At 64.2% G+C, this 24,982-nt stretch carries 20 protein-coding genes; 12 read left to right on the top strand and 8 right to left on the bottom strand.

The genetic code is table 11. The features are described from left to right. Positions 1-3 precede the first annotated feature (3 nt). A complete protein-coding gene (locus tag AC3A43_RS11175) occupies positions 4-1,722 on the bottom strand; it encodes a M56 family metallopeptidase (protein WP_487792608.1) in 1,719 nt (572 codons plus the stop codon). Further along, on the bottom strand, positions 1,722-2,096 hold the full coding sequence (locus AC3A43_RS11170) for a BlaI/MecI/CopY family transcriptional regulator (protein WP_487792607.1): 375 nt from the start codon (positions 2,094-2,096) through the stop codon (positions 1,722-1,724). Before AC3A43_RS11170 ends, AC3A43_RS11175 begins: the two co-directional genes overlap by 1 nt. Positions 2,097-2,401: 305 nt before the next feature. On the opposite strand from AC3A43_RS11170, the gene AC3A43_RS11165 reads away from it, so the two are divergent. The 3 genes from AC3A43_RS11165 to AC3A43_RS11155 all read left to right on the top strand — a co-directional run bounded on the left by AC3A43_RS11165 (position 2,402) and on the right by AC3A43_RS11155 (position 5,983). Further along, a complete protein-coding gene (locus AC3A43_RS11165; RefSeq protein ID WP_487792606.1) occupies positions 2,402-3,304 on the top strand; it encodes an OmpA family protein in 903 nt (300 codons plus the stop codon). 167 nt (positions 3,305-3,471) lie between these two features. Next, positions 3,472-5,061 (top strand): ABC-F family ATP-binding cassette domain-containing protein, encoded by a 1,590-nt coding sequence (locus tag AC3A43_RS11160; RefSeq protein ID WP_487792605.1) that lies wholly within the window; start codon positions 3,472-3,474, stop codon positions 5,059-5,061. 223 nt (positions 5,062-5,284) lie between these two features. Beyond that, the gene (locus tag AC3A43_RS11155; protein WP_487792604.1) at positions 5,285-5,983 is read left to right on the top strand and encodes a helix-turn-helix domain-containing protein; all 699 of its coding nucleotides are present in this window, start codon (positions 5,285-5,287) and stop codon (positions 5,981-5,983) included. A 23-nt stretch (positions 5,984-6,006) separates the two neighbouring features. Here AC3A43_RS11155 and AC3A43_RS11150 read toward each other — a convergent pair whose 3' ends face one another. Beyond that, the gene (locus tag AC3A43_RS11150; protein WP_487792603.1) at positions 6,007-6,657 is read right to left on the bottom strand and encodes a glutathione S-transferase family protein; all 651 of its coding nucleotides are present in this window, start codon (positions 6,655-6,657) and stop codon (positions 6,007-6,009) included. 168 nt (positions 6,658-6,825) lie between these two features. Between AC3A43_RS11150 and AC3A43_RS11145 the strand changes: the two genes are divergently transcribed. The 9 genes from AC3A43_RS11145 (at position 6,826) to AC3A43_RS11105 (ending at position 18,600) form a co-directional block, all read left to right on the top strand. Next, positions 6,826-8,448, top strand: a complete 1,623-nt coding sequence (locus AC3A43_RS11145; RefSeq protein WP_487792602.1) for a CHASE domain-containing protein — start codon at positions 6,826-6,828, stop codon at positions 8,446-8,448. Beyond that, positions 8,432-12,043, top strand: a complete 3,612-nt coding sequence (locus tag AC3A43_RS11140; protein ID WP_487792601.1) for a hydantoinase B/oxoprolinase family protein — start codon at positions 8,432-8,434, stop codon at positions 12,041-12,043. The genes AC3A43_RS11145 and AC3A43_RS11140 overlap by 17 nt, the downstream gene beginning before the upstream one ends. A 202-nt stretch (positions 12,044-12,245) precedes the next feature. Further along, the gene (locus tag AC3A43_RS11135) at positions 12,246-12,917 is read left to right on the top strand and encodes a DUF969 domain-containing protein (protein ID WP_487792600.1); all 672 of its coding nucleotides are present in this window, start codon (positions 12,246-12,248) and stop codon (positions 12,915-12,917) included. Beyond that, positions 12,914-13,852, top strand: coding sequence for a DUF979 domain-containing protein (locus AC3A43_RS11130; protein WP_487792599.1), 939 nt, complete (start codon positions 12,914-12,916; stop codon positions 13,850-13,852). The genes AC3A43_RS11135 and AC3A43_RS11130 overlap by 4 nt, the downstream gene beginning before the upstream one ends. Positions 13,853-14,010: 158 nt before the next feature. After that, positions 14,011-15,000 carry a DUF2891 domain-containing protein gene (locus AC3A43_RS11125; RefSeq protein ID WP_487792598.1) on the top strand — a complete coding sequence of 330 codons (990 nt, stop codon included), beginning with the start codon at positions 14,011-14,013 and terminating at the stop codon, positions 14,998-15,000. Between the two features lie 169 nt (positions 15,001-15,169). Then, positions 15,170-16,174 (top strand): LacI family DNA-binding transcriptional regulator, encoded by a 1,005-nt coding sequence (locus AC3A43_RS11120; RefSeq protein WP_487792597.1) that lies wholly within the window; start codon positions 15,170-15,172, stop codon positions 16,172-16,174. A gap of 103 nt (positions 16,175-16,277) precedes the next feature. Next, positions 16,278-17,456 carry a GGDEF domain-containing protein gene (locus tag AC3A43_RS11115; RefSeq protein WP_487792596.1) on the top strand — a complete coding sequence of 393 codons (1,179 nt, stop codon included), beginning with the start codon at positions 16,278-16,280 and terminating at the stop codon, positions 17,454-17,456. Positions 17,457-17,538: 82 nt separating this feature from the next. Beyond that, a complete protein-coding gene (locus tag AC3A43_RS11110) occupies positions 17,539-18,276 on the top strand; it encodes a hypothetical protein (protein ID WP_487792595.1) in 738 nt (245 codons plus the stop codon). 162 nt (positions 18,277-18,438) lie between these two features. After that, positions 18,439-18,600, top strand: a complete 162-nt coding sequence (locus AC3A43_RS11105) for a Flp family type IVb pilin (protein ID WP_487792594.1) — start codon at positions 18,439-18,441, stop codon at positions 18,598-18,600. Between the two features lie 21 nt (positions 18,601-18,621). Here AC3A43_RS11105 and AC3A43_RS11100 read toward each other — a convergent pair whose 3' ends face one another. The 5 genes from AC3A43_RS11100 to AC3A43_RS11080 all read right to left on the bottom strand — a co-directional run bounded on the left by AC3A43_RS11100 (position 18,622) and on the right by AC3A43_RS11080 (position 24,504). Further along, on the bottom strand, positions 18,622-19,485 hold the full coding sequence (locus AC3A43_RS11100) for a hypothetical protein (protein WP_487792593.1): 864 nt from the start codon (positions 19,483-19,485) through the stop codon (positions 18,622-18,624). Between the two features lie 231 nt (positions 19,486-19,716). Continuing rightward, the gene (locus tag AC3A43_RS11095) at positions 19,717-20,523 is read right to left on the bottom strand and encodes a DUF3800 domain-containing protein (protein ID WP_487792592.1); all 807 of its coding nucleotides are present in this window, start codon (positions 20,521-20,523) and stop codon (positions 19,717-19,719) included. Positions 20,524-20,739: 216 nt separating this feature from the next. Next, the gene (locus AC3A43_RS11090) at positions 20,740-21,012 is read right to left on the bottom strand and encodes a hypothetical protein (RefSeq protein ID WP_487792591.1); all 273 of its coding nucleotides are present in this window, start codon (positions 21,010-21,012) and stop codon (positions 20,740-20,742) included. 300 nt (positions 21,013-21,312) lie between these two features. Next, on the bottom strand, positions 21,313-22,233 hold the full coding sequence (locus tag AC3A43_RS11085; protein ID WP_487792590.1) for an IS1595 family transposase: 921 nt from the start codon (positions 22,231-22,233) through the stop codon (positions 21,313-21,315). 267 nt (positions 22,234-22,500) lie between these two features. Then, positions 22,501-24,504: an ATP-dependent nuclease gene (locus AC3A43_RS11080; protein ID WP_487792589.1), complete on the bottom strand. Its 2,004-nt coding sequence runs from the start codon at positions 24,502-24,504 to the stop codon at positions 22,501-22,503. Positions 24,505-24,982 lie beyond the last annotated feature (478 nt).

Genomic DNA, 24,982 nt, shown 5'->3' with positions numbered 1-24,982 from the left:
GCGTCAGTCGCGGACTGGCGGCTCGGGGGGGTCGGGGGTGACGGGGATTTCGATCCGCGCGGTCCGGCCGTCGGCCCGGCGCGCCTCGATCACGCCGCGTTCCATGTCGACGACGGCAACATCGCCGCCGCGCACGGCCCTCGCGACCGGCCGCGGCGTCGCGGCGGTGCGGGGCTTCGCCACGGGCCGGAACCCGCTCAACGCGCGCCGTTCGATGGCGTCGTCGGCATTGCGTAACTTCACCCCCGACTTTTGCATGTCGGTGACGAAGTCGCAGTCGATCCCCATCGCCTTCAGCGCGATCAGGTCATCGACCCCGACGTCGGGGAAATGCGTTTTCATGTCGCGGGCAAAGGTCGCGTTGACGCCGACATGCCGCGCACCGACCAGTTCGTCGAAATCGGCGCCGGGAATGACGCTGCGCATCTGCCGGATATAGGCGGGATCGATCCCGCTCGCCTTCGCCGAAATGATATCGTCGGCGTCCAGCGAACCCCCGCTTTCGCGCATTTCGGCAACATATTCGGGGGTCACGCCCACGGCGCGCATGCTCACCAGGTCCTCGGCGCTCAGCGTCTTCGCAGTCGCCCCGGCCGCGGCGGCGTTATCGACCGCAGCGTCCTTTGCGACGACAGCCGACTGCGACGTCACCGTCGTCGTTTCCGCAGTCGTCGAGGCGACGGCGGCGTGGACGTCCGCCGCCGCCTTATGTTCGGCGGTCGCCGAAAAGGCCGCCAGCGGCGCGGTCACGCCCGCCAGCACGACCAGGCTCATCAGGATCCAGCTCGCGCTCGCCGGGCCGCGCTTCAGGCTGCCGTCGAGGACGCGGGTGATGCGGCGCTTCAGACTGTCCTTGCCCGGTGCGACGCCATGCGCTGCAAGCAGCGCGCCCTGATTGTCGTGCCGCGCCGCGCCGACCAGCAGGGTCGCGTAATCGGGGCCGTTGATGTCGGCCATCAGCACCGCATCGTCGGCGGCTTCCTCGCGGAGCTGATGGCTCTCACGCGCCAGCATCCATACCAGCGGATTGAACCAGAAGACCGCGCAGGCAACGCGCGCGCCGAGCAGTTTCGCCCAGTCGAGCCGCGCGACATGCGCCAGTTCGTGCGCGATGATCGCCTCGGCCTCACCCGATGCGGCGACCGCCTTCGGGCTCAGCACGATCGTCGGGCGCAGCACGCCCCAGCTGATCGGCGAACGCAGTTCGTTGCTCACCAGCAACGCGGTGCCATGCTTGAACCCCATGCGCCGCTGCGCCTCTGCCAGCGCCGAGAGCCACGACCGCTCGACGAGGATCTCGGCGCGCCCGCGCATCGCGAACAGCCGCACCACCGCCAGCGTCATCATTCCAGATAACAGCAGGAGCGGGACAAGATAGAGAAAGGGGGCAAGGTCGCTCCACACAAAAGCAACCGGCGTCGATCCGGCACTTTCCACCACGACAGGGACTGAGGCCGTGGCGGGGGCCGGATCGATCGCCGATCCCCCTGTTGTTTCCATCTGAACCGCTGGCGCGGCGAACCAGCTCGCGGGCATCGGCGCCCATTGCGGCAGCAACAGCATCGCGGCGGGCAGCGCCAGCAACGCCATCAGCCCGGCGTGCGCGACCATCGATCGCTCGCCGGCCGAACGCCACCGCACCAACCGCAGCAAGCCCAATGTCAGCGCCGCGATGACGACGGATTTCCAGGCGAGGCCCAGCAACATGGCAGTGGTCAGCATCACGCTCTCCCTTCGCGCGCCCGCGCGATCATCTGTTCAAGTTCATCGAGTTCGTCGGGGCTCATTTTGTCCTGCATGCCCAGCAGCGCGGCGGCGGCGCTCGTCGCCGATCCGTTGAAGAAGACCCGCACGACCTGGCTCAGCGCCGACTTGCGCGCGGTCTTGTCCGACACGCTCGGCGCATAGACGAAACCATGGTCGGACTGTTCGCGCACGACAAAGCCCTTGGTCTCCAGCCGCTTCAGCATCGCGCGGATCGCCGAACCCGACAATTCGTCGGCCAGCGCCTCGCCAATCTCGATCACGGTCGACGCACCGCGCTCGTAAAGGACATCGACGATTTCGCGTTCCCGCGGCGGCAAACTGGACAACATACGACTCACCTCATGCGCTACATTTGTAGCGTGCTACATTTGTAGCGCATGCTTGGCAAGGGGTTTTATTCGAACAACACACAGAGGGCGCGACACACCCCGCGCAGTCCGTACAATACCCCGAAATGCCGGCTGCACGCCAACGCAAAGGCGCAAAATCGCCCCGATTCGGCCCCGTCTGCATCGACTCGCCGCACAATCCGCTCGAATTACCGGCAGAACAAATCAACGGCCTTGCGGGGAATATGCATGTGCCAGAAAGGGCGATCTGACACGCGGGGGCGGCTCATCGAAGGAGTAAGATCATGCGTGCCGTTTCCAAAAGCCCAAAAATTCTGTTGCTGGCGGCGATGCTGGCCGGGACAGCAACGGTCGGCCTCGCGGCCCAGCCGCAGGAACAACCGCAAGACCAGTCGCAAGACACATCCAATGGCGACGTCATGGCGACCGTATATGGGACGATTCCGCCCGCGTCGGAAATGACCAAGGGCCCCGAGGTCGAAGGCATCATCTCGGCGCGCAGCGACGGCCGGATGCAGGTCACGACCGCCGACGGCAACAACACGATCATCGCCCTCAACGACGCCACGCGGATCAAGTCCAGCGGCGGCTTTTTGGGCCTCAACCGCGACAAGCTCGCTGCGAATTCGCTGCTTAACGGCCTGCCGGTCAGCGTCGAGACGCTGCAGTGGAGCGGCGGCCTCGTCGCAAGCCAGGTCGAACTGAAGAAAAAGGACCTCCGCACCGCGTCGATGATCCACACCGGGACCAACCAGCGCTTCGCCGAACAGACCGCGGCAACCGACGCGCTGCGCAGCCGCGTTGGCGACATCGACCAATATAATGTCAAAAGCACGACGAACGTGAACTTCGACACCGGCAAGGCCGTGCTGTCGGCGCAGGCGCAAGCCGATCTCTGTGCCACGGCGTCCTCGGCCGAGGCGACGGACAATGCTCTGCTGCTGGTCGTCGGCTACACCGATTCGACGGGAAGCCAGGAGCTGAATCAGGAATTGAGCGAAAAGCGCGCCAGCCGCGTCGTCAATCATCTCCAGCAGGCTTGTGGCTGGAAACCCTATCGGATGCTGACCCCCACCGGAATGGCCGAAGCCGATCCGGCGGCCGACAACACCACCCCCGAAGGCAAGGCACAGAACCGCCGCGTCGCGGTGAATATCCTCGTCAGCAAGGGTCTCGACGGGCTGTAAGATGCACGGGGCGGGCGTTGGCCCGCCCCGCAATTTCCGGCGGGAAACGGCAAGGATTGCACGCCGCCGCCCCGCGCCCTACATCGACCGCTCAACCGCACCGGAGACATTCGTCATGGATCACACCCTGCCCGCAACGCCGCTCCGCCTTGCCGCCAGGAAAGTCCATGTACATGCCCTCGATCACCATCTCGAATCTCGGTTGGTCCACGCCTGACGGCCACGCCGTCCTTTCGGACCTCGACCTCAATTTCCAACCCGAACGCACCGGCATCGTCGGGCGCAACGGCGTCGGCAAATCGACGCTGCTGCGCCTGCTGACCGGCGACATCGTCCCCACCACCGGCCATATCGCGATCGACGGCAGCATCGCGATGCTGCGCCAGACGGTACAGGTCGGCGCGGGCGAAACGATCGCCGACCTGTTCGGGGTCGCCCCCGCGCTCGCGCTGCTCCGCAAGGCCGAGGCGGGCGCGGCGACGGTCGACGAAATCGCCGAAGCCGACTGGACACTCGAGGCGCGGCTCGACGAGGGGCTCGCCAATGTCGGCCTGCCCGTGTCGCCCGAAACCCCGCTGACGACGCTGTCGGGCGGCCAGCGCACCCGCGCCGCGCTGGCCGGTGCGATGTTCGCCGCGCCCGACTTTCTGCTGCTCGACGAACCCACCAACAATCTCGACCGCGAGGGCCGCGACGCGGTGCGCGCCATGCTCGCCGGCTGGCGCGGCGGCGCGATCATCGTCAGCCATGACCGCGAACTGCTCAAGGAAATGGACGCGATCGTCGAACTCACCGCGCGCGGCGCCGCGCGCTACGGCGGCGGATGGAGCGCCTATCGCGACCGGAAGGATATCGAACAGGCCGCGGCCGCGGCCGAGCTCGCGGGCGCTGAAAAGCGCGTCGACGCGGCGCAGCGGCAGGCTCAGGCCGCCATCGAACGGCAGGATCGACGCGATTCACGCGGGCGCGGCAAAGCCGATCGCGGCGGCATGCCCAAAATCCTCCTCGGCGCGCAGAAACGCCGCGCCGAGGAAACCCGCGCCGCCGGCAGCCGCCTCGCCGAACGCCAGCGCGGCGATGCCAGCGAGCAACTGTCGACCGCGCGCGCCAAGATCGAGGTCGTCGACCCGCTGTCGGTCGGCCTGCCCTCCACGCGCCTGCCCGCGTCGCGCACGGTGCTCACGCTCGACCATGTCACCGCGGGCTATGCCGGGGGCCGGCCGGTGATCGAAAATCTGTCGCTGACCATCACCGGTCCCGAACGCGTTGCGATCACCGGCCCCAACGGATCGGGCAAATCGACCCTGCTCGCGCTGATCGCCGGCACGCTCGTGCCCTGGTCGGGCGACGTCCGCGTCGGGGTCCCCTTCGCGCTTTTCGACCAGCGCGTCGGCCTGCTCGATCCCGCGCGCTCGATCGCCGGCAATTTCCTCGCGCTCAATCCGGGGACGACGAACAACCAGTGCCGCGCCGCGCTCGCGCGCTTCCGCTTTCGCGCCGACGCCGCCGACCAGATCGTCGGCACGCTCAGCGGCGGCCAGATGCTCCGTGCCGGGCTTGCCTGCGTCCTCGGCGCGCCGCTGCCGCCACAGCTTCTGATCCTCGACGAACCCGGCAACCATCTCGACATCGAGTCGCTGACCGCCGTTGAAACCGGCCTCGCCGCCTATGACGGCGCGCTGCTCGTCGTCAGCCACGACACCGCGTTTCTGAACGCCATCGGTGTGAAGCGGAGGATCGAGCTGAGCTCGACTTAGCATCGGACGGGATGGCCGCTTTGGGGAAGGAAGGCGCCCTTCCTTCGTCATCCCGGGCTTGACCCGGGATCCTCGGCGGCTGCGAAGTCATGGACCACGGATCAAGTCCGGGGTGACGAGTATGAAAAATCCTCCCTGCTCGCGCAGGACGTTTCGCGCCGCCGCGCCATCTTTCGGTGCCCGCGCTAACCTTCTTTTAACCAGCGGACACCAACAACCACCTATGCCAATTTTCGGACATTTTCTTCCATCGGCGCCCAGCGCCGACAAACGGCATGACGCGCGCCGAAAACTCAGCCTTCTTGCCCGGGGCTTGCAGCATGATGGCACCGGCATCGCCGTACAGATCCACAATATATCCGGAACGGGCCTGCTGTTCGAAAGCGATATCAAACTGGCGACCGGCGACCGGATCGAAATCGAGCTTCCGCATGCCGGCGACATCATGGCGGTCGTCATCTGGGCCAGCGGACGGCTTTTCGGATGCCAGTTCGAAGGCCCGGTATCGCCGGCCACGCTGAGCGCCGTCGAACTCAAGAGCGCCGTCGCCCCGGCGCCGGAGCTCATCGATGCCATCACCCCGACGCCCGGCGTCGACGAAGATCATGCCGAACCGGAAATTGACGAAGCCTTCGGCGCGCGCCTGGTGCGGCTCCGCGCCCGCGCCGGGCTCAGTCAGGCCGACGTCGCCAAACGCATGGGCGTCAGCGCGCCGTCGGTTTCGAGCTGGGAAAAGGGCCGCGCGCGCCCCAAGCGTGGCCGCATGGCAAAGCTCGCCGCCATTCTCGGTGTCCAGACCTCCGACCTCCTCGATGACGCGGCGCCCGAGGATTTTCAGGAATTGATCGACCGCAGCCGCGAACAGATCGCGCGCGCCGTCGGAATCAGTGCCGACAGGGTCCGGATCATCGTCGAATTCTAGCCTGGAAAGCCAGGCGCCAGCCTTCAGGCCGCCATCACCCGCGCGATCAGCCGCTCTTCCTTTTCGATCCACGGCGCCATGCTCGGCCGCCCCAATATCGCCTCGCTCCACGCCGCGATCTTCGGATGGACGGCCGCATCGACGCACGCGCCGCAGTGGCGGAGGTTCATCAGCGGCGAAGCGACCGCAAGGTCAGCGAGAGTCAACCGGTCGCCGACGAGAAAACCCGACGCCGGGATCGCGCCTTCCAGATAGGCGAGCAGCTTGGGCAGTTCCTCGCCTTCGGCCTGCGCCGCGGCGGCCAGATCGCCTTCGCGCCCCAGAAATTTCGGCGCGACGATACGATTGAAGAACATCTTTCCGCTGCACGCCGCGAACACGGTATCGCCAAACTCTTCCCACCAGATCGTCCGGCCGCGCTCCTGCGGGTCGGCGGGGATCAGCGCGGGCTCGGGATGCTTTGCCTCGAGATATTGGATAATCGCGCTCGAATCGGCGAGCAGGAAGCCGTCGTCGTCCATCGCCGGCATCTTGCCCAGCGGCGAGGCGGCGCGGAACCCCGGATCGGGATCGCCGATCCCGACGCCCTTCAGCTCGAAATCGATCCCCTTTTCGCCCAGAAAGCCCAGCAATTTCCGGACGAACGGCGACACCAGCGACCCATAGATAATCATCCTGCATTCTCCCTGTATTTTGCCCCAGCATAGGCCAAAGGTTGCGCATCGCAACCCGTCCTGCGGCGGCGCCGCGGCGCGAAATAAACTTGCTATCGACCGCTTGCCATGGAACATCCGGCGACAGAGGGGGGCGCTGCTACGGCAGCCATCAGCAGGATAATCATAATGCGCCCTTCGTCATGGGCAGATCGGCTGTTGGCGCTGCTGGTCCGGTTTGTCGGCTTGGTCATCCTGCTGGCAACCATTGCTGCCGCCGTCGCCAGCTTTTTCTACAATCAGTCCGAAGAGGCCGATCAGGCCGAGCTGGTCGCGGCACAGGTCAACATGCGGCTGCGCGACCATCTCGCGGTGCTCGAAGGGGTGCGTGCGCTCTATCAGTCGGATAGCGCCGCCAGCGGCCCCGCCATCCGCGCCTATCTCGCGGCGCTCAGGCCGCAAATCCAGGCGCCGGGCATGGAAGGCGTCGGCATCGCCGCTGCGATGCGCGCCGCAACCCCGGCGGCGATCGAGGCAAAGCTGCGCGAAAATTACGGCGAGGATATCAAGATCCGGCCCGCCACCGACCAGCCGATCGGCTTTCCCGTCATTCTCGTCGAGCCTTATACGCCGCGCCGCCACGCCGCACTCGGGTTCGACATGTACAGCGAGCCGATCCGGCGCGCGGCGATGCGCCGTGCCTGGCAAACCGGGCACCCGGCCGCGAGCGGCATTGTCCGCCTCCAGCAGGAACAAGGCGTTCGGGTCAAACAGCCGGGCTTTCTGATCTATCTTCCCGTCTATGCGCGCGCCCGCGCCGGTGCCAATGCCGAAACGCTTGCCACCGCCCCCGGGGTCCGGCCGGTCGAAGCCTTCGTCTATGCGCCTTTCCGGACGCGCGACATGATGACCGCCGTGCTCGGATCGCAGCTCGAAGGCATCGACGGGATCGAAGTCTATGCCGGCGAAGGACCGTCGGCACCGCTCGTCTTTTCCAGGGGAACGATGGGATGGGACGCGCAGGAACAGAAATTGCGCGTTGCCGACCGGATCTGGACGATGCGTATTTCCTATGGCCGCTCGTTCGAACGGCTCGGGCGTCCACTCGCCATCTTCATCTTCGGCGTCGCGCTGGCGTTGCTCGCGACGCAGCTCCACCGCGTTCAGCGCCGCCGCATCAATGCCTTTCAGGCGCTCGCCGCGCAAAAGGCACGCCATGCCGAGGATCGCGAACTGATGATCGGCGAGATGGCGCACCGGATGAAAAACGCCTTCGCGCGCATCGGCGCCCTCGCGCGCATCACGCTGCGCGAATCGACCAGCCTCGAGGATTTCGAGGCGAAGTTCGACGGCCGCATGCGCGCGCTGTCCGACGCGAAGCAGATGCTGGTTACCGGCGCGGTCGACAGCGTCGAACTCGGCCGTATCATCCACCGCGAACTCGAACTCGCCGGCCGCTCGCCGCAGCAGCTTGCCGCGGTCACCGGCCCCGACGTTCGCCTCGATGACGAGGGCGCGCAGGCGCTGTCGCTCGCGATCCACGAATTCGTCACCAACAGCATCAAATATGGCGCGCTCGCGGGACAGGGCGACCTCGCCGTCGGCTGGCGCCGCGCCGGCGACGATATCGAACTCAGCTGGGTCGAAAGCGGTCTGGCCGAAACCCCGCATATCGACACCGAAAGCTTCGGCACCCAATTCATCCGCACCTTGATCGAACGGCAATTGAAGGGCAGTTGGGATCGCAGTGCCGCCGACCATCGCCTCACCATCATCATCCGCTGGCCCGACCGCGATGCCCCCGCATCCTGACTCTCGCTGGCAGATCTGGATCGACCGCGGCGGCACCTTCACCGATGTCGTTGCGCGGCGCCCCGATGGTGCCGTCGTCACCACCAAATATCTCAGCGAAGACCCCGCGCGCCCGGGCGATGCGGCGGTTGGCGCAATCCGCGACCTCACCGGCGCGGGCACCGGCCCGCTGCCGCCGCTCGCGATCCGCATGGGATCGACCGTCGCGACCAACGCGCTCCTCGAACGCAAGGGCGAGCCGACCCTGCTCGCGATCACGCGCGGCTTCGGCGATGCCCTCACCATCGGCTATCAGGACCGCCCCGACCTGTTTGCGCGCCGTCTCGACCGTATCCCCCCGCCGCATGCCGAGGTTGCCGAGATCGCCGAACGTGTCGGCCCCGACGGCGATGTGCGGATGCCGCTCGACGAAGAGGCCGCCCGGGCTGCGCTGCAAGCCGCGCGCGACCGCGGCCTGACCAGTATCGCGATCGTGCTGGTCCACGGCTATCGCTACCCCGCGCACGAACGGCGCCTCGCCGAAATCGCGGCCGAAACCGGCTTCACCCAAATCTCGACCAGCCACGACGTCAGCGCGCTGATCAAGCTCATCGGCCGCGGCGACACGACGCTCGCCGACGCCTATCTCTCACCCGTCCTCCACCATTATGTCCGCCAGTTCGTCGCGCAGCTGGGGGACGGCATCGACCCGCAATTCATGAAAAGCTCGGGCGGCCTCGCCTCGGCAAACGCCTTCCACGGCCGCGACGCGATTCTTTCGGGCCCCGCGGGAGGCATCGTCGGCATGGTCGGCAGCGCCGCGCCGCTCGGCAAGGACCGCCTGATCGGCTTCGACATGGGCGGCACCTCGACCGACGTCAGCCATTATGCCGGCCGCCTCGAACGCGACAACGAGACGATCGTCGCGGGCACGCGCATCCGCGCGCCGATGCTGCGCATCCACACCGTCGCGGCGGGCGGCGGCTCGATCTGCCGGTGGGACGGGGCGCGGCTGCTCGTCGGCCCCGAAAGCGCCGGCGCGAACCCCGGCCCCGCCGCCTATGGCCGCGGCGGGCCGCTGACCGTGACCGACTGCAACGTCCTGCTCGGCAAGATCCAGCCCGCGCATTTCCCCAGACTGTTCGGCCCGAACGGCGACCAGCCGCTCGACCGCGATGTGGTGGTTCAAAAATTCGCCGCGATGGCTGCCGAGGTCGGCAACATCACTCCCGAGGCGCTCGCCGAAGGCCTGCTCGCGATCGCGGTCCAGCAGATGGCGAACGCGATCAAGCGCATCACCATCGCGCGCGGCCACGATGTATCGCAGGGTTACAGCCTCGTCGGTTTCGGCGGCGCGGCAGGCCAGCATGTCTGCCTCGTTGCCGACGCGCTCGGCGTCGACGAAATCCTGCTCCACCCGCTTGCGGGCGTGCTCTCGGCCTATGGCATGGGCCTCGCAAAACCGTCGGCGATTCGCGAACGGACGCTGGCCATCAAACTCGACGCCGATTGCGCCGCCGCCCTCGCCGCAGTCGAAACCGAACTGTCGGATCAAGCCCGCGCCGACCTCGCCCAAGGCGCCGACACCTCCCGCGAAACCCTGCTCTTCGTCCGCCTCGCCGACAGCGACAATGCGATCGAACTCGCGCTCGCGCCGCCCGCCGAGGTCGCCGCCGCCTTTGCCGCGGCCTTCCGCCAGCGCTTCGGCTACGCCCCCCACGCCAACCTCGTTGTCGACCGCATCCGCGTCGAACTGACCGAGGCGGGCGATGCGCCCGCGGCCCTGCCACCACCGTCAGCGATCGCCGAAGCCGCCCCCGAGACCGTCACCGCCTGGCTCGCCGGCGCGGCGCACGATGTCCTGCTCCACCAACGCGGCGCCCTCGCCCCCGGCCGCACCGTCGCGGGCCCCGCGATCATCATCGACGCGCTTTCGACCACCATCGTCGAACCCGGCTGGCGCGCCGAGGTCCAGCACGAAGGCACGCTCCTTCTCGCCCGCACCCGCGACGCCGAAACGCACGCCGCAGCAACCGACGACCTCTCGCAACCCGACCCGATCCGCCTCGAAATCTTCAACAGCCTGTTCATGGCGATCGCCGAGGAAATGGGCGGCGCGCTCCAGCACAGCGCCTCGTCGATCAACATCCGCGAACGGCTCGACTTCTCGTGCGCGATCTTCGACGGCGAGGGCCGCCTCGTCGCCAACGCCCCGCATATGCCGGTGCATCTCGGCTCGATGGGCGAAAGCGTCCGCACCATCCTGCGCCAGCGCCGCACGGACGGCCGCGGGATCCGCCGCGGCGATGCCTATGCCCTCAACGCCCCCTATGACGGCGGCACCCACCTTCCCGACATCACCGTCATCATGCCGGTGTTTGTCGCCAAAGAAGATGATGAGGGCGACACCCCCAGCTTCTTCGTCGCCGCGCGCGGCCACCACGCCGACCTCGGCGGCATCGCGCCCGGATCGATGCCGCCCGACAGCAAAAGCATCAAGGACGAGGGCATCCTCTTCGACAATATATTGATCGTCGACGACGGCCATTTCCGCGACGCCGCTGTCGCATCGCATCTCGCGGGCAGCGACTGGCCCGCGCGCAACCCCGCGCTCAACATCGCCGATCTGAAGGCGCAGGTCGCCGCCTGCCAGCGCGGCGCGAGCGCGCTCGCCGACCTTTCTGCCGCCCACGGCACCGCCACCGTCGCCGCCTATATGGCGCACGGCCAGCGTCAGGCCGAAGCCGCGGTCCGCCAGCTTATCGCCCGCCTCGACGACGGTGCTTTCCGATACGCGATGGACAATGGCGCCGAGGTCGTCGTCGCGGTGAAGGTCGACCGCGAAGCGCGACATGTCACGATCGACTTCACCGGCTCGTCGGCGACGCTCCCCGACAATTTCAACGCGCCAGCGCCCGTCGTCCGCGCCGCCGTCCTCTATGTCCTGCGCACGATGCTCGACGATCCGATCCCGATGAACGAAGGCTGCCTCGCCCCCGTCACGCTGATCGTTCCCGCAGACTCGATGCTCAGCCCCGCCTATCCCGCCGCGGTCGTCGCCGGCAATGTAGAGACCAGCCAGGTCATCACCGACGCGCTGTTCGCCGCCTTCAATGCGATGGCCCCCGCACAGGGGACGATGAACAATTTCACCTTCGGCAACGAAGCGTACCAATATTATGAAACGATCGCCGGCGGCTCGGGCGCCGGTCCGGGCTTTAACGGCACCAGCGTCATCCAGACGCATATGACCAACAGCCGCATGACCGACCCCGAAGTGATGGAAACACGCTTTCCCGTGATCGTCGAGGAGTTCTCGATCCGCAAAGGCTCGGGCGGCGCGGGTCAATGGACGGGCGGCGACGGCGCCACGCGCCGCATCCGTTTCCGCGAGCCCATGGCGGCAAACATTCTCGCGAACCGCCGCCAGATCGCGCCAAAGGGTCTAGCCGGAGGCCAGGACGCCGCACCGGGCCGCAACTGGGTCGAACGCGCCGACGGCCGCGTCGAGATGCTCGCCGCGACAGGCAGCGCGAACCTTGCGGCGGGCGACGCCTTCGTGATCGAAACCCCCGGCGGCGGCGGTTATGGGGAAGCAGAGGAGGATGAAGGATGACGGGATCGGGACGAGCCCTCCTTCCCCCTCGATGGGGAAAGGATACGAAGCCTTGTCGCGAAGCGATTAGGCGCAGTTGGATGAGGGTGATGCCGCGTCATCGCACCGTCGCGTCAGGCCGAAACCGCACCCTCACCGCTGCAACCAGGAAGCAAGCCTCCAAGTCTCCCTGCCTCCCCCATCAAGGGGGAGGGAAATAGTCATGCTCGTCCTGATCGGCATCCTCATCATCATCGCGGGCTTCGTGCTCCGCTTCAATCCGCTGCTCGTGATCATGGCCTCGGCGCTCGCGACGGGGCTTGCCGCGGGGCTCGATGTCGCCGCGATCGTCGCCGCCTTTGGCAAGGCGTTCAACGACACGCGCTATGTCTCGATCGTCTGGATCGTGCTTCCCGTCATCGGCCTGCTCGAAGCCTATGGCCTGCAACAGCATGCGCGCAGCCTGATCGGCCGGATGAAGGGCGCGACGCTCGGCCGTCTGCTCGCCTCTTATCTGCTGCTTCGTCAGGCGATGGCGGCGGTCGGGCTTACCTCGGTCGCGGGTCATGCCCAGACCGTCCGCCCGCTCGTCGCCCCGATGGCCGAGGCGGCGGCCGAGGCGCAGAATGATGCGCTCACCGACGACCAGCGCGAAGAGGTGAAAGCCTTCTCCGCGGCGACCGACAATGTCGGCCTCTTCTTCGGCGAAGATATCTTCCTCGCGATCGGCTCGATCCTGCTGATGAAGGGCGTGCTCGAAGGCTATGGCTATCAGATCGAGCCTTTGCACTTCTCGCTCTGGGCGATCCCCACCGCGATCGCCGCCTTCCTGATCCACGGCTTCCGCCTCCGCCGCCTCGAACAGCGGATGAAGAAGCAGGGGGCGAGCGCATGATCACGCTTGGCCTCGTCTACCTCCTCACCGGGATCACCTTCGCGCTTTTCGCGCTGCTCGGCCTCTACGACCGCAGCAACCCCAAACGCTTCGGCAACGCCGCCTTCTGGGGTCTGATGGCGGCTTCGATGCTGCTCGGCGACTATCTCGGCGATTTCGGCAATGGCCTGCTCGTGCTCGCGCTCGTCGCGATTGCCGGAACCGGCCAGATCGGCCGCGCCCCCGGCGGCGACGTGCCCGCCGATGTGCAGGCGACACGCGCCGCGCGTCACGGCCCCTTCCTGCTCCTCGTCGCGCTGATCATCCCCGCGGTCGCGCTCGCGGGCACCTTTCTCTTCAAATGGGTGCCCGGGCTTGCCGATCCCAAGCAAGCGACGCTGATCTCGCTCGCGCTCGGCGTGCTGATCGCACTCGCCGTCGGCATGGTACGCCTGAAGCCGCCGCCGCTCCTCCCGCTCCAGCAGGGCCGGCGCCTGCTCGACGCCGTCGGCTGGGCGGCGATCCTGCCGCAGATGCTCGCCAGCCTCGGCGCCGTCTTCGCGCTCGCCGGGGTCGGCGAGGTCGTCGGCGACCTCATCGGTACCGCGATCCCCGAAGGCAGCCTGTTCGGCGCGACGCTCGCCTTCGGGCTCGGCATGGCGCTGTTCACCATGGTGATGGGCAATGCGTTCGCGGCGTTCCCGGTGATGCTCGCCGCGGTCGGCATGCCTTTGCTCATCAGGCAATATGACGGCGACCCCGCGGTCGTCGCGGCGATCGGCATGCTCGCGGGCTTCTGCGGCACGCTGATGACCCCGATGGCGGCGAACTTCAACCTCGTCCCCGCGGCCTTGCTCGAACTCAAAAACCCCTATGGCGTGATCAAGGCACAGATCGGTACTGCGCTGCCGCTGCTCGCGGTGAACATCGTCTTCATTTACCTCTTCGCCTTCTAAATCCTCGCCGTGGCGAAGCCATGGGGAGGGGGACCGCGCCGGCAGGGCGTGGTGGAGAGGCCGCGACCTCGCACCACTGGCCCCTCCGTCAGCGCTCCGCGCTGCCACCTCCCCATCGCTGCGCGACAGGGAGGATCATCTTGGTTAGGACAATAGCCATGACCCTCACCCCCGCACACGCCGCCCGCTTCGCGACCGCGACCCTGTCGCACCTCGGCCGCGAATATCCGTACAAGATGGACCTCGTCCTGAACGGTCCCGAGGATGCGAAACCGCCGCGCGAGCATCATCCGATCTTCCACGGCAGCTTCGACTGGCACAGCTGTGTCCACGGCTGGTGGCAGATCCTCCGCCTCGCGCGCCGCTTCCCCGATTTGCCCGTGGCGGCCGAAATACGCGCGCGCGCCGACGACATGCTCGTCGCCGAAAAGGTCGCGGGCGAACGCGCCTTCCTCGATCGCCCCTATGCCGCGGCTTTCGAGCGCCCCTATGGCTGGGCATGGCTGCTCGCGCTCCATGCCGAGGCCGAGCGTCACGACGCCCCCTGGGCGGCCGCGCTCGAACCGCTCGCCGCCGCCTTCGCCGCGCGCTTCCACGGCTTCCTGCCCAAGCTCACCTACCCGCTGCGCGTCGGCACGCATTTCAACATCGCCTTCGCTTTGCTTCTCACCCGCGACTGGGCCGAAACCCGCGATCTCGCGCTGGTCCGCCTGATCGACGCCCGCGCCCGCGACTGGTTCGCCGCCGACCGCGACTGTCAGGCGTGGGAACCCGGCGGCGACGAATTCCTCTCCTCGGCGCTGACCGAAGCGCATCTGATGGCGGCCGTGCTCGGCGATGATTTCCCCGCCTGGTTCGATGCCTTCCTGCCCCGCGCCGAACAGCAACAGCCCGCGACGCTCTTTACCCCCGCGACGGTCTCCGACCGCAGCGACGGCAAGATCGCGCATCTCGACGGGCTCAATCTCAGCCGCGCATGGTGCTGGCGCGCGATCGCCGCCGCGCTCGGCCCCACCCACCCCGTCGCGCCGGTCGCCGAAGCCGCCGCGCAGCGCCACCTCGACGCCGCGATGCCGCACGTCACCGGCGACTATATGGGCGAACATTGGCTCGCGAGCTTCGCGCTATTGGCTTTGGATGGGCTCTAAACCGTCATCCCGGACTTGATCCGGGACCCGCCTGTTCTTCGGGACAAGGCAGGCCCCGGATCAAGTCCGGGGTGACGAGGAAGGAAACGCACGCCGCACGCGGATTGACAAGCCACCCCCTCGCGGCGAGAGACGGCGCAAGGGGAGAGAGGCCAAGGTGAACGGAAAGATGCTGCGTCCCACATCGTTCGATGTTGCCGAGCGCGCCGGCGTGTCGCAATCGACCGTTTCGCGTGCGCTGCGCAACAGCCCCGGCGTCAATGCCGAAACGCGCGCGCGCGTCTCCGCGGCGGCACGCGAGCTTGGCTATGTCGTCGACCGCCACGCCTCGTCGCTACGCCTGAAAAGCAGCGAGACGATCGCGCTCGTCACCATCTGCCGCCCCGGCGAGGATCGCAGCGCGATCAACCCCTTCTATTTCGCGCTGCTCGGCAGCATCGCCGCCGCGACCTCGGCGCGCGGGTTCAACCTGCTCGTCTCCTTCCAGGAAAATCCCGACAATTTCCGCGCCGACTTCGTCGCCTCGGGGCTTGCCGACGCGATGATCGTCATTGGCACCACCAGCAACCGCCCGGCGTGGGACTATTTCGCCGCGGCACAGGCGTCGGGGCTCGATTTCGTCTGCTGGGGCAGCCCCGGCAGCCCGTTCCACTGGATGCGCAGCGAGAATGATATCGGCGGACAGCTCGCCGCCGAACATTTCGTGAAGAATGGTCGCCGCCGCATCGCCTTCGTCGGGCCGCAGCAATCGCCGCAGCGCCAGTTCGACGAGCGCCGCGACGGCTTTGCGGCGGCGCTTGCCGCGCACGGCCTGACCGCGATCGTCGCCGAGCCGCCCGCCGCCGCCGACCGCCACGCACAGGGCGTCGCCGCGGTGCAGGCGCTGCTCGAAGCGCATCCCGACACCGACGCAATCTTCGCCGCGAGCGACATGCTCGCACTCGGCGTGCTGCAGGGGCTCAAGGATGCGGGACGCCGCGTGCCCGAGGATGTCGCGCTGATCGGTTTTGACGGCATCCGCGCCGGCACCCTCGCCGATCCCGCGCTCACGACGCTCGAACCCGACCTCGACGCCGCGGGCGAGGCGCTTGTCGCGATGGCGCTCGAGGATGATGAACGCACGCGCAGCGGAACCCGCATCCCCGTCCATCTGGTCGTACGCGGGACGGCGTGAAACCCGAAGCTTCGGGCGTTACCGTGACTTAACTCCCCGAAAAGTAACAATTCGTTATCCCCCGCATTGCTACCCTGCGGGGGCGGGGGCAGAAAGCGGTAGTGTGAACGGACAATTTTTCATCTCGCTGCTCAATCCGGGCATCGGCCTGCTGTTCGCCACTGCCTTTTTCCTGCTGTGGCTGAATCGCCGCGAACGCTATGTCGCCTATGCGGCGGGCGCCTATACCGCGTCGGCGATCGCCTTCCTGATCCAGGACGTCGGCCCCGTGCTGCCGATGGAATTGCAGCGGCTGCCCGCGAATCTGGCCTTCCTGCTCACCGGGATGCTGTTCGCTGCGGCGATCATCAAACGCTACGCCCTGCCCGTGCCGTGGCGCACGATGGCGATAACGACCATGATCTCGATCACCGTCTTTCTGTGGTTCCTGCTCGTCCAGCCCAGCATCGCCGCGCGTATCCTCGCGATCAGCATCGGCGCCGGCATCATCGCGGCGATGGTCGTGAAATCGCTCTGGCCGATCGACAAACCTTATCTGATCGACCGCCTGCTCTTCTGGGTCGCGGCGCTCGCGGCGCTCAACCTCATCATCCGCCCCGTCGTCCTGCTCTCGCTCGGCGGCGGCTTCGACAATTATGTCGGGTTCCAGCAGTCGGTGTACTGGACCACGGTGCAGTTCAGCCAGGCGATGATATCGATCGTCGCGGCGATCAGCCTGATGGTCGCGGTCGCGATCGACCAGATCGCCGAACTGCGCCGCCAGGTCGACGACGACAATCTCTCGGGCCTGCTCAACCGCCGCGGGTTCGAAGCCAAAGCGGGCGCCGCGCTGCGCCGCTGCCTCGACGAGGACCGGCCCGTCGCGCTGCTGATCGCCGATCTCGACCAGTTCAAATCGATCAACGACAATCACGGCCACGCCGTCGGCGACGCGATCATCGCGGCGTTCGGCGCCCACGTCCGGCTGATCGGCCCGCCCGAAATGGTCGCGGGCCGCATCGGCGGCGAAGAATTTGCGCTGCTCGTCCCGGGCGCCGGAATCGAAACGGGGCGCCAGCTGGCCGAAGCCGTGCGCACCGGGCTCGAAGGCGCCTGCGCCGGCCGCATCCCGGCGACGCTCTGCCCGACGACCAGCATCGGCCTCACCATCGGCGCGCCCGGCACGACGCTCTCGGCCTTGATGCAGGAGGCCGACCAGGCGCTCTATGAAGCGAAGCGCACGGGCCGCAACCGCGTCCGCGCCTTCACGCCCAAGCCGGTCCGCCTCGCCGCCGGGGGATGATCGAACATGTGACGGCCGTCACCGCAATCGCGCCGCGCCTGCGCAATAGAGGCGCAGACCCGAACCGAAAGGACGAACCAGCGTGCGCCATCTGCTCGCGGCCGCCGCCGCCACCCTGCTTCTCGCGCCCGCCGCCGCCGACGCGCGCCTCCCGCCCCCACCCGGATCGGCGCCGGGCACCCCGCCGCCGTTCCGCGAAAGCTATCGCTACCGCTGCGACGTCGAACAGACACTCAGGCACGGCACGGTCTCGCTGACCCGCCTCTACACCGACGCGGGCGAGCGCGACGCCGGCGACTTCATGCGCTGGAACCCCTCGGGCTACGATCCCTCGCGTCCGCGCCGCCCGCTCGAACTCGAACTGTCCTATATCTGGGACGAGGCACGCCAGCCCGCGATCGAGCCGCGCAAGATCGAGATCAAACTGCGCGTCGGGCTCGACGCCGACCTGCCCGAAGTCGCGCTGATCCATATGCAGCGCCCCTTCCCCGTCGAACCCCATGGCATCGTCGGCAGCACCGCGCTGTCGACGCAGATCTTTCCCTATGCCCCGCACGACCTGCGGAACGGCCATGGCGATCTCCCGCTCGGCGACCTGCTCGCTTATGCCGAGGGCTATGACACGCTCGGCTGGACGTTGATCCGCCCGTCCGACCGCCTCGGCGGCGACAAGGAGCTTGCCCGCGGCACGCTCGACATCGCGGCGATGCGCGAGGCGGTCGCCGCGCTTCCGTCGCTGCGCAAGGCGCTCGCGGTCAAGACCGCCGCGCCGCTGACGCGGTGCGAACGCGTCCTGTGGCCCGAACATATCCTCTATTGATCGCGCGCGAAACGGCGCCACGCAAAAGCAACCCCGCCGCCCCGCCGGAATGGCGATGATTTCATAAGCTGTTCAGCGCGTTAAGCCTTTTCCTCAACGCGCATCCCATCCCCGCCCCCTATCGCGAGCAGGGGACCGGGACGAAGCGAAGGACGAGCAAGCATGCGGGCACGAAAGCTTCTGGAGGATCAAAAGGGCGCGACGGCGATCGAATATGGCCTGCTCGCCGCGCTGATCGCGCTCGCGTGCATCATCGCGTTCCAGACGCTCGGCCTCAACCTCGCGACGATCTTCAACACGATCAACGCCGCGCTGAACCGCTAGCCGCCGGCGCGCGCCGCAAAGTCAGTCCATCGGCTGCGCGGGGCGGTGGTCGATCGCGCGGCGCGGGGTATCCCACACCGGCGCGCGCGGCGGCACCGCCTGCGCGGCCTTGGCCTCCAACCGCTCGCGCGCGTCCTCGCCAACCGGCTGCCCGCAGGTCCGGCAACAATCTTCCGCCAGATCCTCCCCGCTGCGCTCGCGTTCGATGATCGCAATGCGCCGCAGGATTTCGGCATCGGTTTCGGCGGGCGTCGGACGCTGGCATTTGCCGACGTCGCGGCGATTGTCGAAGGTGATGCCGCTGAAAAACTCCTCGCGCGACAGAAAGCGGTGCCGCACCGCCTCGGGCAGTTCATAGGCTTCGGCCTCTTCGGGCGTCAGCGCGCGCCCGCCCGCCCCCGACAGGTCGCCGCGCTTCAGCAGCAACGCGAGCAGCGAGTCCGACGGCACGATCCGCCGCTCGACCTCCTTGCCATCGCGCAGGATCACGATCTCGCGCCCCTCGACCGCGCGCTGATACGCCACCGCCTCCAGCCCGCGCAGCGCGTTCGCCAGCGCCTCGGCGCACGCCCGGTCAAAGGCTGCGAACAATTTGCGCGATCGATTGACCGACGTCCGGCTGACCCCCGCGATACGCGCCGCATCGGTCACGCACCCCGTCTGCGCCAGCAAAGCCAGAAACACCCGCGTCCGCGCCACCGTCCACCCATCCTCACGAATGCGCAGCCCGGGCATGAAGGGATTGGCCGCAGCCGCTTCTGGCCTCCCCTCCCGGAAGCGGGAGGGGGTGCGAGACTTGCCAGCTTGCTGGCCAGTCGCCGCGGGGAGGGCATGATCACCGCCGCCCGACACCACCACCGATTTCCCCCGCGAAACCCGCTTCACCTTACGCGCCATAGCTCCATCTCCCGAATCACTGGCAATTATATACGTGACAAAGCAGCGGCCGATTCCTATAGGTTTTCCTGACAGGCCGGTGCGTTCATGGTATAAGGAGATACGGGGTTAGTGGAGAAAGGCGGCTTAGGCTGCACGAGTAACCGCGGCAGGCATGGTTGATGCTATCACCGTTTGGCGTGAAGCGGACATGACTTGCTCGTCATTGCGACTGCCCCGTTATACCCGTTTCATCCAGCTAAATTGCGGGTCGTGATAAAGGCGCTCCGCCTCTTTTGGCCAAAATTTGTAGCCGTAGCCGAATGCGCTTGAGCCGGTCGGGTTTTTCAAGATTTTTTCGCCGAGCACTCGCGCATACCTATCATCGAACTGGCCGAATTTGGTTTTCTGTGCCGCAAGTCCAAGGGCGCTGGCGTGGTAGTCCGCAAGCAGCAAGCCAAGATCGGATTTGAACGGGCGATCCTCGACTAATTCGGGCGAGACGTGCTGCCATTTGATTGACGTCGCGATCCTCTCCCTTTGAGCCGACAGCAGCGACAGATATTCTCGGAATAGCTTGTAGCTGCGAGAGAGGTCTTGCGAGAAAACGATACGACATGTCCCGTCGCCACCTGCGAGGGGGTGATATTGAGCATCGCAAATCCATGAGATGCGCTCGACGAGCAATTTCGACGCATAGCGGTAAAGGCGGTTGCGGTCTTTGCGCAGCTTTTCGTCTTTGATCGATGGCTTGTGAATGAGGACATGGGCCGCGTTGAACATGACTTCGGTCATGCGCTCACAAACAACCCATTGAACGGCCCCATTAGCCTTCTCGAACTTGGGGATTTGCCAGTCTTTGGATTTGCGCTCGTCACCTGATAAGATGGCATCGCGCGCGAAGTTTAGTTGCATCCTGAGATCGTTTTCAAAGATGTCCACGCCGACCGCCGCCGACAAGATCAGGAAGTCGGAGCTGCCTTTCCCGAAGGCGTCTCCATCGCACCCGCTTTCATCAACGAAGGCAACAAACGTAGGGTTAGGCATGTCAGACACCGATCAAAAAGAGCTGGAGACGCTTCGCCGGATGCTGGCGACGCCGCACAAAAAACACGGGCCTACAACCGAACGTGGAACGGCTCGACGAAAGCGAAAGGCCGAGCAGGATGAAGCTCATAAAGACGAATAGCGGCTTTGTTGTTGAGCCTTACACAAATAGAGAAATGGCGGCCCTCGAAGCTCTCTCAGGCCGCCATGTAGAGTTTAATAAGTCAGCTTGTCGTCAAGCCAGTCGATCACTTTCTGCGATCCCTGCCCGAAATACGGCAGCTTCAATGTGATCGCAAAGAGGCTGTCATTGTCGTCCAGCATCGGCGTCATGTAATTGTAAACCGTCTGCGGATCGTCATCAGTTTCGATTGCGTAGCTGGATTCGGATAGCTTCGCCCAAGTCCCATATCCTGCCTTCAGGTGTTTGGTGATATTGGGTCGCTTGTCCTCATCATTGAGGTCATAGGTTACAATGCAAACTGCCATTTCAGGCCTCCATACCTAATGGCGGGCCTTGCAAAACGGCAGAAAATGTGGCATCCCAAAATTGCAACGGTTCGGAACAACACCTGTTTCAACCACTTTGGGATTGGCGGCCCGACCAAGGAAATTGCCAATCTCGAATAAGGCGGTCCGCAAGGACCGCCTTAACTCTTTTGCCTATCAGAAAACCGACGTTTTGTCGAATCTGTTCTCATCTGGAGCGGAAAGAACGATTCGCGCCCATATCAGGAACGCGACCAGCGCTTTCGGCGCTCTCCAATGACCCGCGGCGCCTGATACCAATCAGGCGGCGATTGCGTCAGTCCGCCGATAGGTCAGGCGCTTGCCGCCGATGCGAGCGAGAGAGGCGTCAGCGCGTTCGCCATCGCTCATAAGGCGGGTGTTATAACGAAAATCGAACTCGGCGGTATAGCGGGCAAGGTGCGCCTCGCTCATGTGGTGATAGGTGCCGATCACGCCGCGCTTGAAGATGGAGAAGAAGTTTTCGGCGGTGTTGCTGTGCGAAAGCCCTTGGTGGCGGACATACTGCTTCTTGCCGTGATGAACAGCGGTGTGGGCGCGCATTTCGAGGCCGACCTGCTTATACATGCTGCTCTCGTCGGTCATTAGGTGGGCCTTGCGGTCCACGTTGGTGACGATCAGGGCGCGAATGTCTTTCGCGTTGAGATTGGCGATATGGAAGCTGCGAACGTGGCCTTCGCGCTCCACCAGCGAGACGACAATCTTCTTATCGGGGATTTTGCCCCAAGCGCGGTTCTTTGCCTTGCCGCCGACATAGGTTTCATCGGCTTCAACGATACGCGAAGGGGTGTTGCCGCCGAGCGGACCATCGGTGCCGTCTGCCTTCATGGCCTCGCGGATGCGATGGCACATGAACCAAGCGGTTTTGTAGGTGACGCCGAGCATGCGTTCGATCTGCTTCGCGCTCATGCCCTTCTTGGACGCGCAAAGCAGGTGATTGCAGAGCAGCCACTTGTGAAGGGGAACCTTGGAACGCTCGAACACGGTGCCGACGGTGACGGTGTATTGTTCGCGGCAGTCGTTGCACTGGATCAGGCCCGCGCGGTGCTTCTTGCCCTCAAGGCGGGTCGCAGCGAACGAACCACAGTGCGGGCAGAACGGACCTTCAGGCCAACGGATCGCTTCAAGATGTTCGCGGGCTTTGGTTTCGTCGTGAAAGTGCGGGGCGGTGATGTTCGTCATGCCCTATTCTATGCCGTCTCATGAGCTGCTTTGTCAAGTATATAATTGCCGAATCACTTGGAATGAATCGGAACGATTTTGAACCTATTTGGATAATTTAGGAAAGCGGAAAATCCCGACCCCACATAATTTGTCACCCCGGACTTGATCCGGGGTCCATGGCAGGCCCTGATATCCCGGACCTAGCGAGCGTATTTAAAACTGTCACAGCAATCCACCTTGATCTCCACACCGCCTGTGGGTTCGTGTACCCAAACGACCCAAATTCTATGTGCCCGCTGCTGGTACAGGATTCTGAACGGCCTCAGGCCCGCTTAGCATTACCGAGATTCGTTGAATTAGCTCAACAAGGGTAACGGAAACATGCCCCATTTCTTGGGCACGGACCAAGGTAAGAAACATGATTTCTGGTATTTTCTGAGTATCCTTACTCGGAATAACGCCGAGCGGCTCGCATGTCTCATTAAGACAATGATCAAGAACCTCCTCGGTTATCTCTGTTTTGAGTATACGTTCGAGATTTGTTTCAAAATGCGCGTAATTGTTTCCAACGTACGTGGCGGACGGCGCCGCCAAATCAGATTCATCTAGGTTACAAAGACGAAGTAATGCCAAATCTTTCTCTGGCGCATGATCGCTTGTCCCGATATCACAATCCCAAACAGCAAATACTGGAATACCAAGTTCACTAAATATCGCCAAAGGTCGGTCTATATTCATCTTACCTTCTGCGGATAGAACTGCGATACCCAATGATTCTAAGCTTATTTCTAACAATCTAGAAACTGCTGATATTGCTGCTTTATCGCTTCGGCCTTCTACCACGACTACACCGTTTGCAAAAAAACCTTCGGCTAATTCTACGCCTAAAATATGCAACCTAGGCACCAAAGTGGCGGCAGTAAAAGTACCTGGCTCCTTTCCCGACGCCGCCCCCAGTCTTTCAGCGACTACGTTCAGATCGAGAGCACGGAGTTCACATTGTTTGAAATCGCTCCCATCACAAACGGAACGCCGCACCAAGCGAATTTCATCCGCCTTGGAAAGAGATACAAACATCGGCGAATGCGAAGCAAACATGACTTGTGTCGGACCCGCTTGTCCGGGGAGGGTTCCGCTACTCAAAGCCCTCAAAACCTCGGCGAAATGTCGCTGCTTGGTTGGGTGCTGGTAAAGTTCTGGCTCCTCAATCGCCAAAATCAAGCTAGGCGCCTCTGGCTCCTGCTGCGGCGCTTCGGGTTGAGCGTCGACCGGTTCAACAGCTGTTGAAACCGACGCCGAGGTGCGAGCCAAATGCTGAAGAAGGGTAATGATGAATGCTCGTTGCAATCCATGCCCCTGCCTATCGACCGGGCCTTCAAATCCGTCATCGCTTAACGAAACTTCTGCCACCGGTAGCGGCACGGGAAATTCCTCAACCACTTTCCATGCGAGGCCAACCGCCGCGTCCTGATACAAACCCCTGATATCACTCGTAAGCCGATCTGCGAGATGTCCAAGTTCCGGCATGTTTTCAGGCGTCACCAGCGCCTGATAACGCTCTGTCATTTCCAATTTAAAATCTATTATGTCTTGTCGTTGCAAAATAGCGCTACGAACAATTAGCTCAAGCAAACGAGCAATTGGGCTCGCTTTATTATCTGAGGCATCGACTAATGCGTCACGAACAGCCGGGATGAACACAAAGGTGGTGAACCTCTGCAAAGCTCCTCGACTGGCATTCTGAAACCCGAAAAACTGCCCATCATCCCGACAAAGCACCAAATCGTCAGGATGATTCGCTTCCCATTCTAGAAGTGCTGCATCCACGGCCGCGGCGCTCGTGGCAGCGGGCAGCCCCGCATATGCTGCGTTCTGCTCTCTGAGAACCTTATAATTTTCCCGTTTGGGGATCGCCGTCGTTTGCGCGCGAATTTCACTAAAGTCGGGATTTTGAAGAACGGATCCGTAGTAACGACCACTCGATGCAGACGTGTCAAATACTCTCGTGACCACTAGCTTGCCATCTCGAACCCTGCTCTCAAATGTCTCAAGCGCAGCTGGGCTCAAGCTGTCAAAAGTGACTTCAATTTCAACAGCCTGAGACTGATCTCTCCCAAAGTGATCATCGACGCTTATGGATTTTAAAGTTGAATAGAAAAGGTCTATAGCCTTCAATATGCTAGATTTTCCTGCTCCATTTCCGCCAATTAGGGCGGTATGGTCGCCAAAATTTATAGAAATGTCTTTAAGGGAACGAAAATTTACAACTCGGAGATGCCTTAGCTGCATTGTCAATCATTCCCTCTACAATCGAAAGGCTCGTCAATGACGCATGGCTTAATTGTAAATGCGATCGAACAAAAACGGATTCTGCGGTTCCTGTACAAGGGCTCGCTTCGTCAGGTTGAACCTCACACTTTTGGCACACAAACAAATGGACGAGAGGCATTGAGTGCTTGGCAGTTATCTGGCGGTAGTCAGGAAGATTTTCGACTATTCCTAATAGGGGATATGACCAACGTTGAAACTCTAAACGAAACGTTTCAGGTGCCTCGACCGGGTTATCGACGTGGCGATGCGAGATTCGGCAGCATCTATTCCGAAGTTTGAGTTTTCTAGAACGTCCCCACCCCCCCCACCCCCTTGCATTTCCCCACCCCCGGCGTAAGGCGGCGCCAACATAAACCCGCGCGTGCGACTCCCTTCTGCCCCGCTCTCCCGCTTGGCTTTCGGACAGTCATTCCCCGCCGCGCCAACATGGGGACTG

Source organism: Sphingopyxis sp. Soil_C_28 (assembly GCF_057657055.1).
Note: the sequence above shows the minus strand (reverse complement) of the source record. Positions and strands in the feature narration are given on the sequence as shown.

Coding starts and splice junctions, on each gene's coding strand:
- AC3A43_RS11175 (WP_487792608.1), bottom strand. CDS start 1,722: ATGCTGACCACTGCCATGTTGCTGGGCCTCGCCTGGAAATCCGTCGTC.
- AC3A43_RS11170 (WP_487792607.1), bottom strand. CDS start 2,096: ATGTTGTCCAGTTTGCCGCCGCGGGAACGCGAAATCGTCGATGTCCTT.
- AC3A43_RS11165 (WP_487792606.1), top strand. CDS start 2,402: ATGCGTGCCGTTTCCAAAAGCCCAAAAATTCTGTTGCTGGCGGCGATG.
- AC3A43_RS11160 (WP_487792605.1), top strand. CDS start 3,472: ATGTACATGCCCTCGATCACCATCTCGAATCTCGGTTGGTCCACGCCT.
- AC3A43_RS11155 (WP_487792604.1), top strand. CDS start 5,285: ATGCCAATTTTCGGACATTTTCTTCCATCGGCGCCCAGCGCCGACAAA.
- AC3A43_RS11150 (WP_487792603.1), bottom strand. CDS start 6,657: ATGATTATCTATGGGTCGCTGGTGTCGCCGTTCGTCCGGAAATTGCTG.
- AC3A43_RS11145 (WP_487792602.1), top strand. CDS start 6,826: ATGCGCCCTTCGTCATGGGCAGATCGGCTGTTGGCGCTGCTGGTCCGG.
- AC3A43_RS11140 (WP_487792601.1), top strand. CDS start 8,432: ATGCCCCCGCATCCTGACTCTCGCTGGCAGATCTGGATCGACCGCGGC.
- AC3A43_RS11135 (WP_487792600.1), top strand. CDS start 12,246: ATGCTCGTCCTGATCGGCATCCTCATCATCATCGCGGGCTTCGTGCTC.
- AC3A43_RS11130 (WP_487792599.1), top strand. CDS start 12,914: ATGATCACGCTTGGCCTCGTCTACCTCCTCACCGGGATCACCTTCGCG.
- AC3A43_RS11125 (WP_487792598.1), top strand. CDS start 14,011: ATGACCCTCACCCCCGCACACGCCGCCCGCTTCGCGACCGCGACCCTG.
- AC3A43_RS11120 (WP_487792597.1), top strand. CDS start 15,170: ATGCTGCGTCCCACATCGTTCGATGTTGCCGAGCGCGCCGGCGTGTCG.
- AC3A43_RS11105 (WP_487792594.1), top strand. CDS start 18,439: ATGCGGGCACGAAAGCTTCTGGAGGATCAAAAGGGCGCGACGGCGATC.
- AC3A43_RS11095 (WP_487792592.1), bottom strand. CDS start 20,523: ATGCCTAACCCTACGTTTGTTGCCTTCGTTGATGAAAGCGGGTGCGAT.
- AC3A43_RS11090 (WP_487792591.1), bottom strand. CDS start 21,012: ATGGCAGTTTGCATTGTAACCTATGACCTCAATGATGAGGACAAGCGA.
- AC3A43_RS11085 (WP_487792590.1), bottom strand. CDS start 22,233: ATGACGAACATCACCGCCCCGCACTTTCACGACGAAACCAAAGCCCGC.
- AC3A43_RS11080 (WP_487792589.1), bottom strand. CDS start 24,504: ATGCAGCTAAGGCATCTCCGAGTTGTAAATTTTCGTTCCCTTAAAGAC.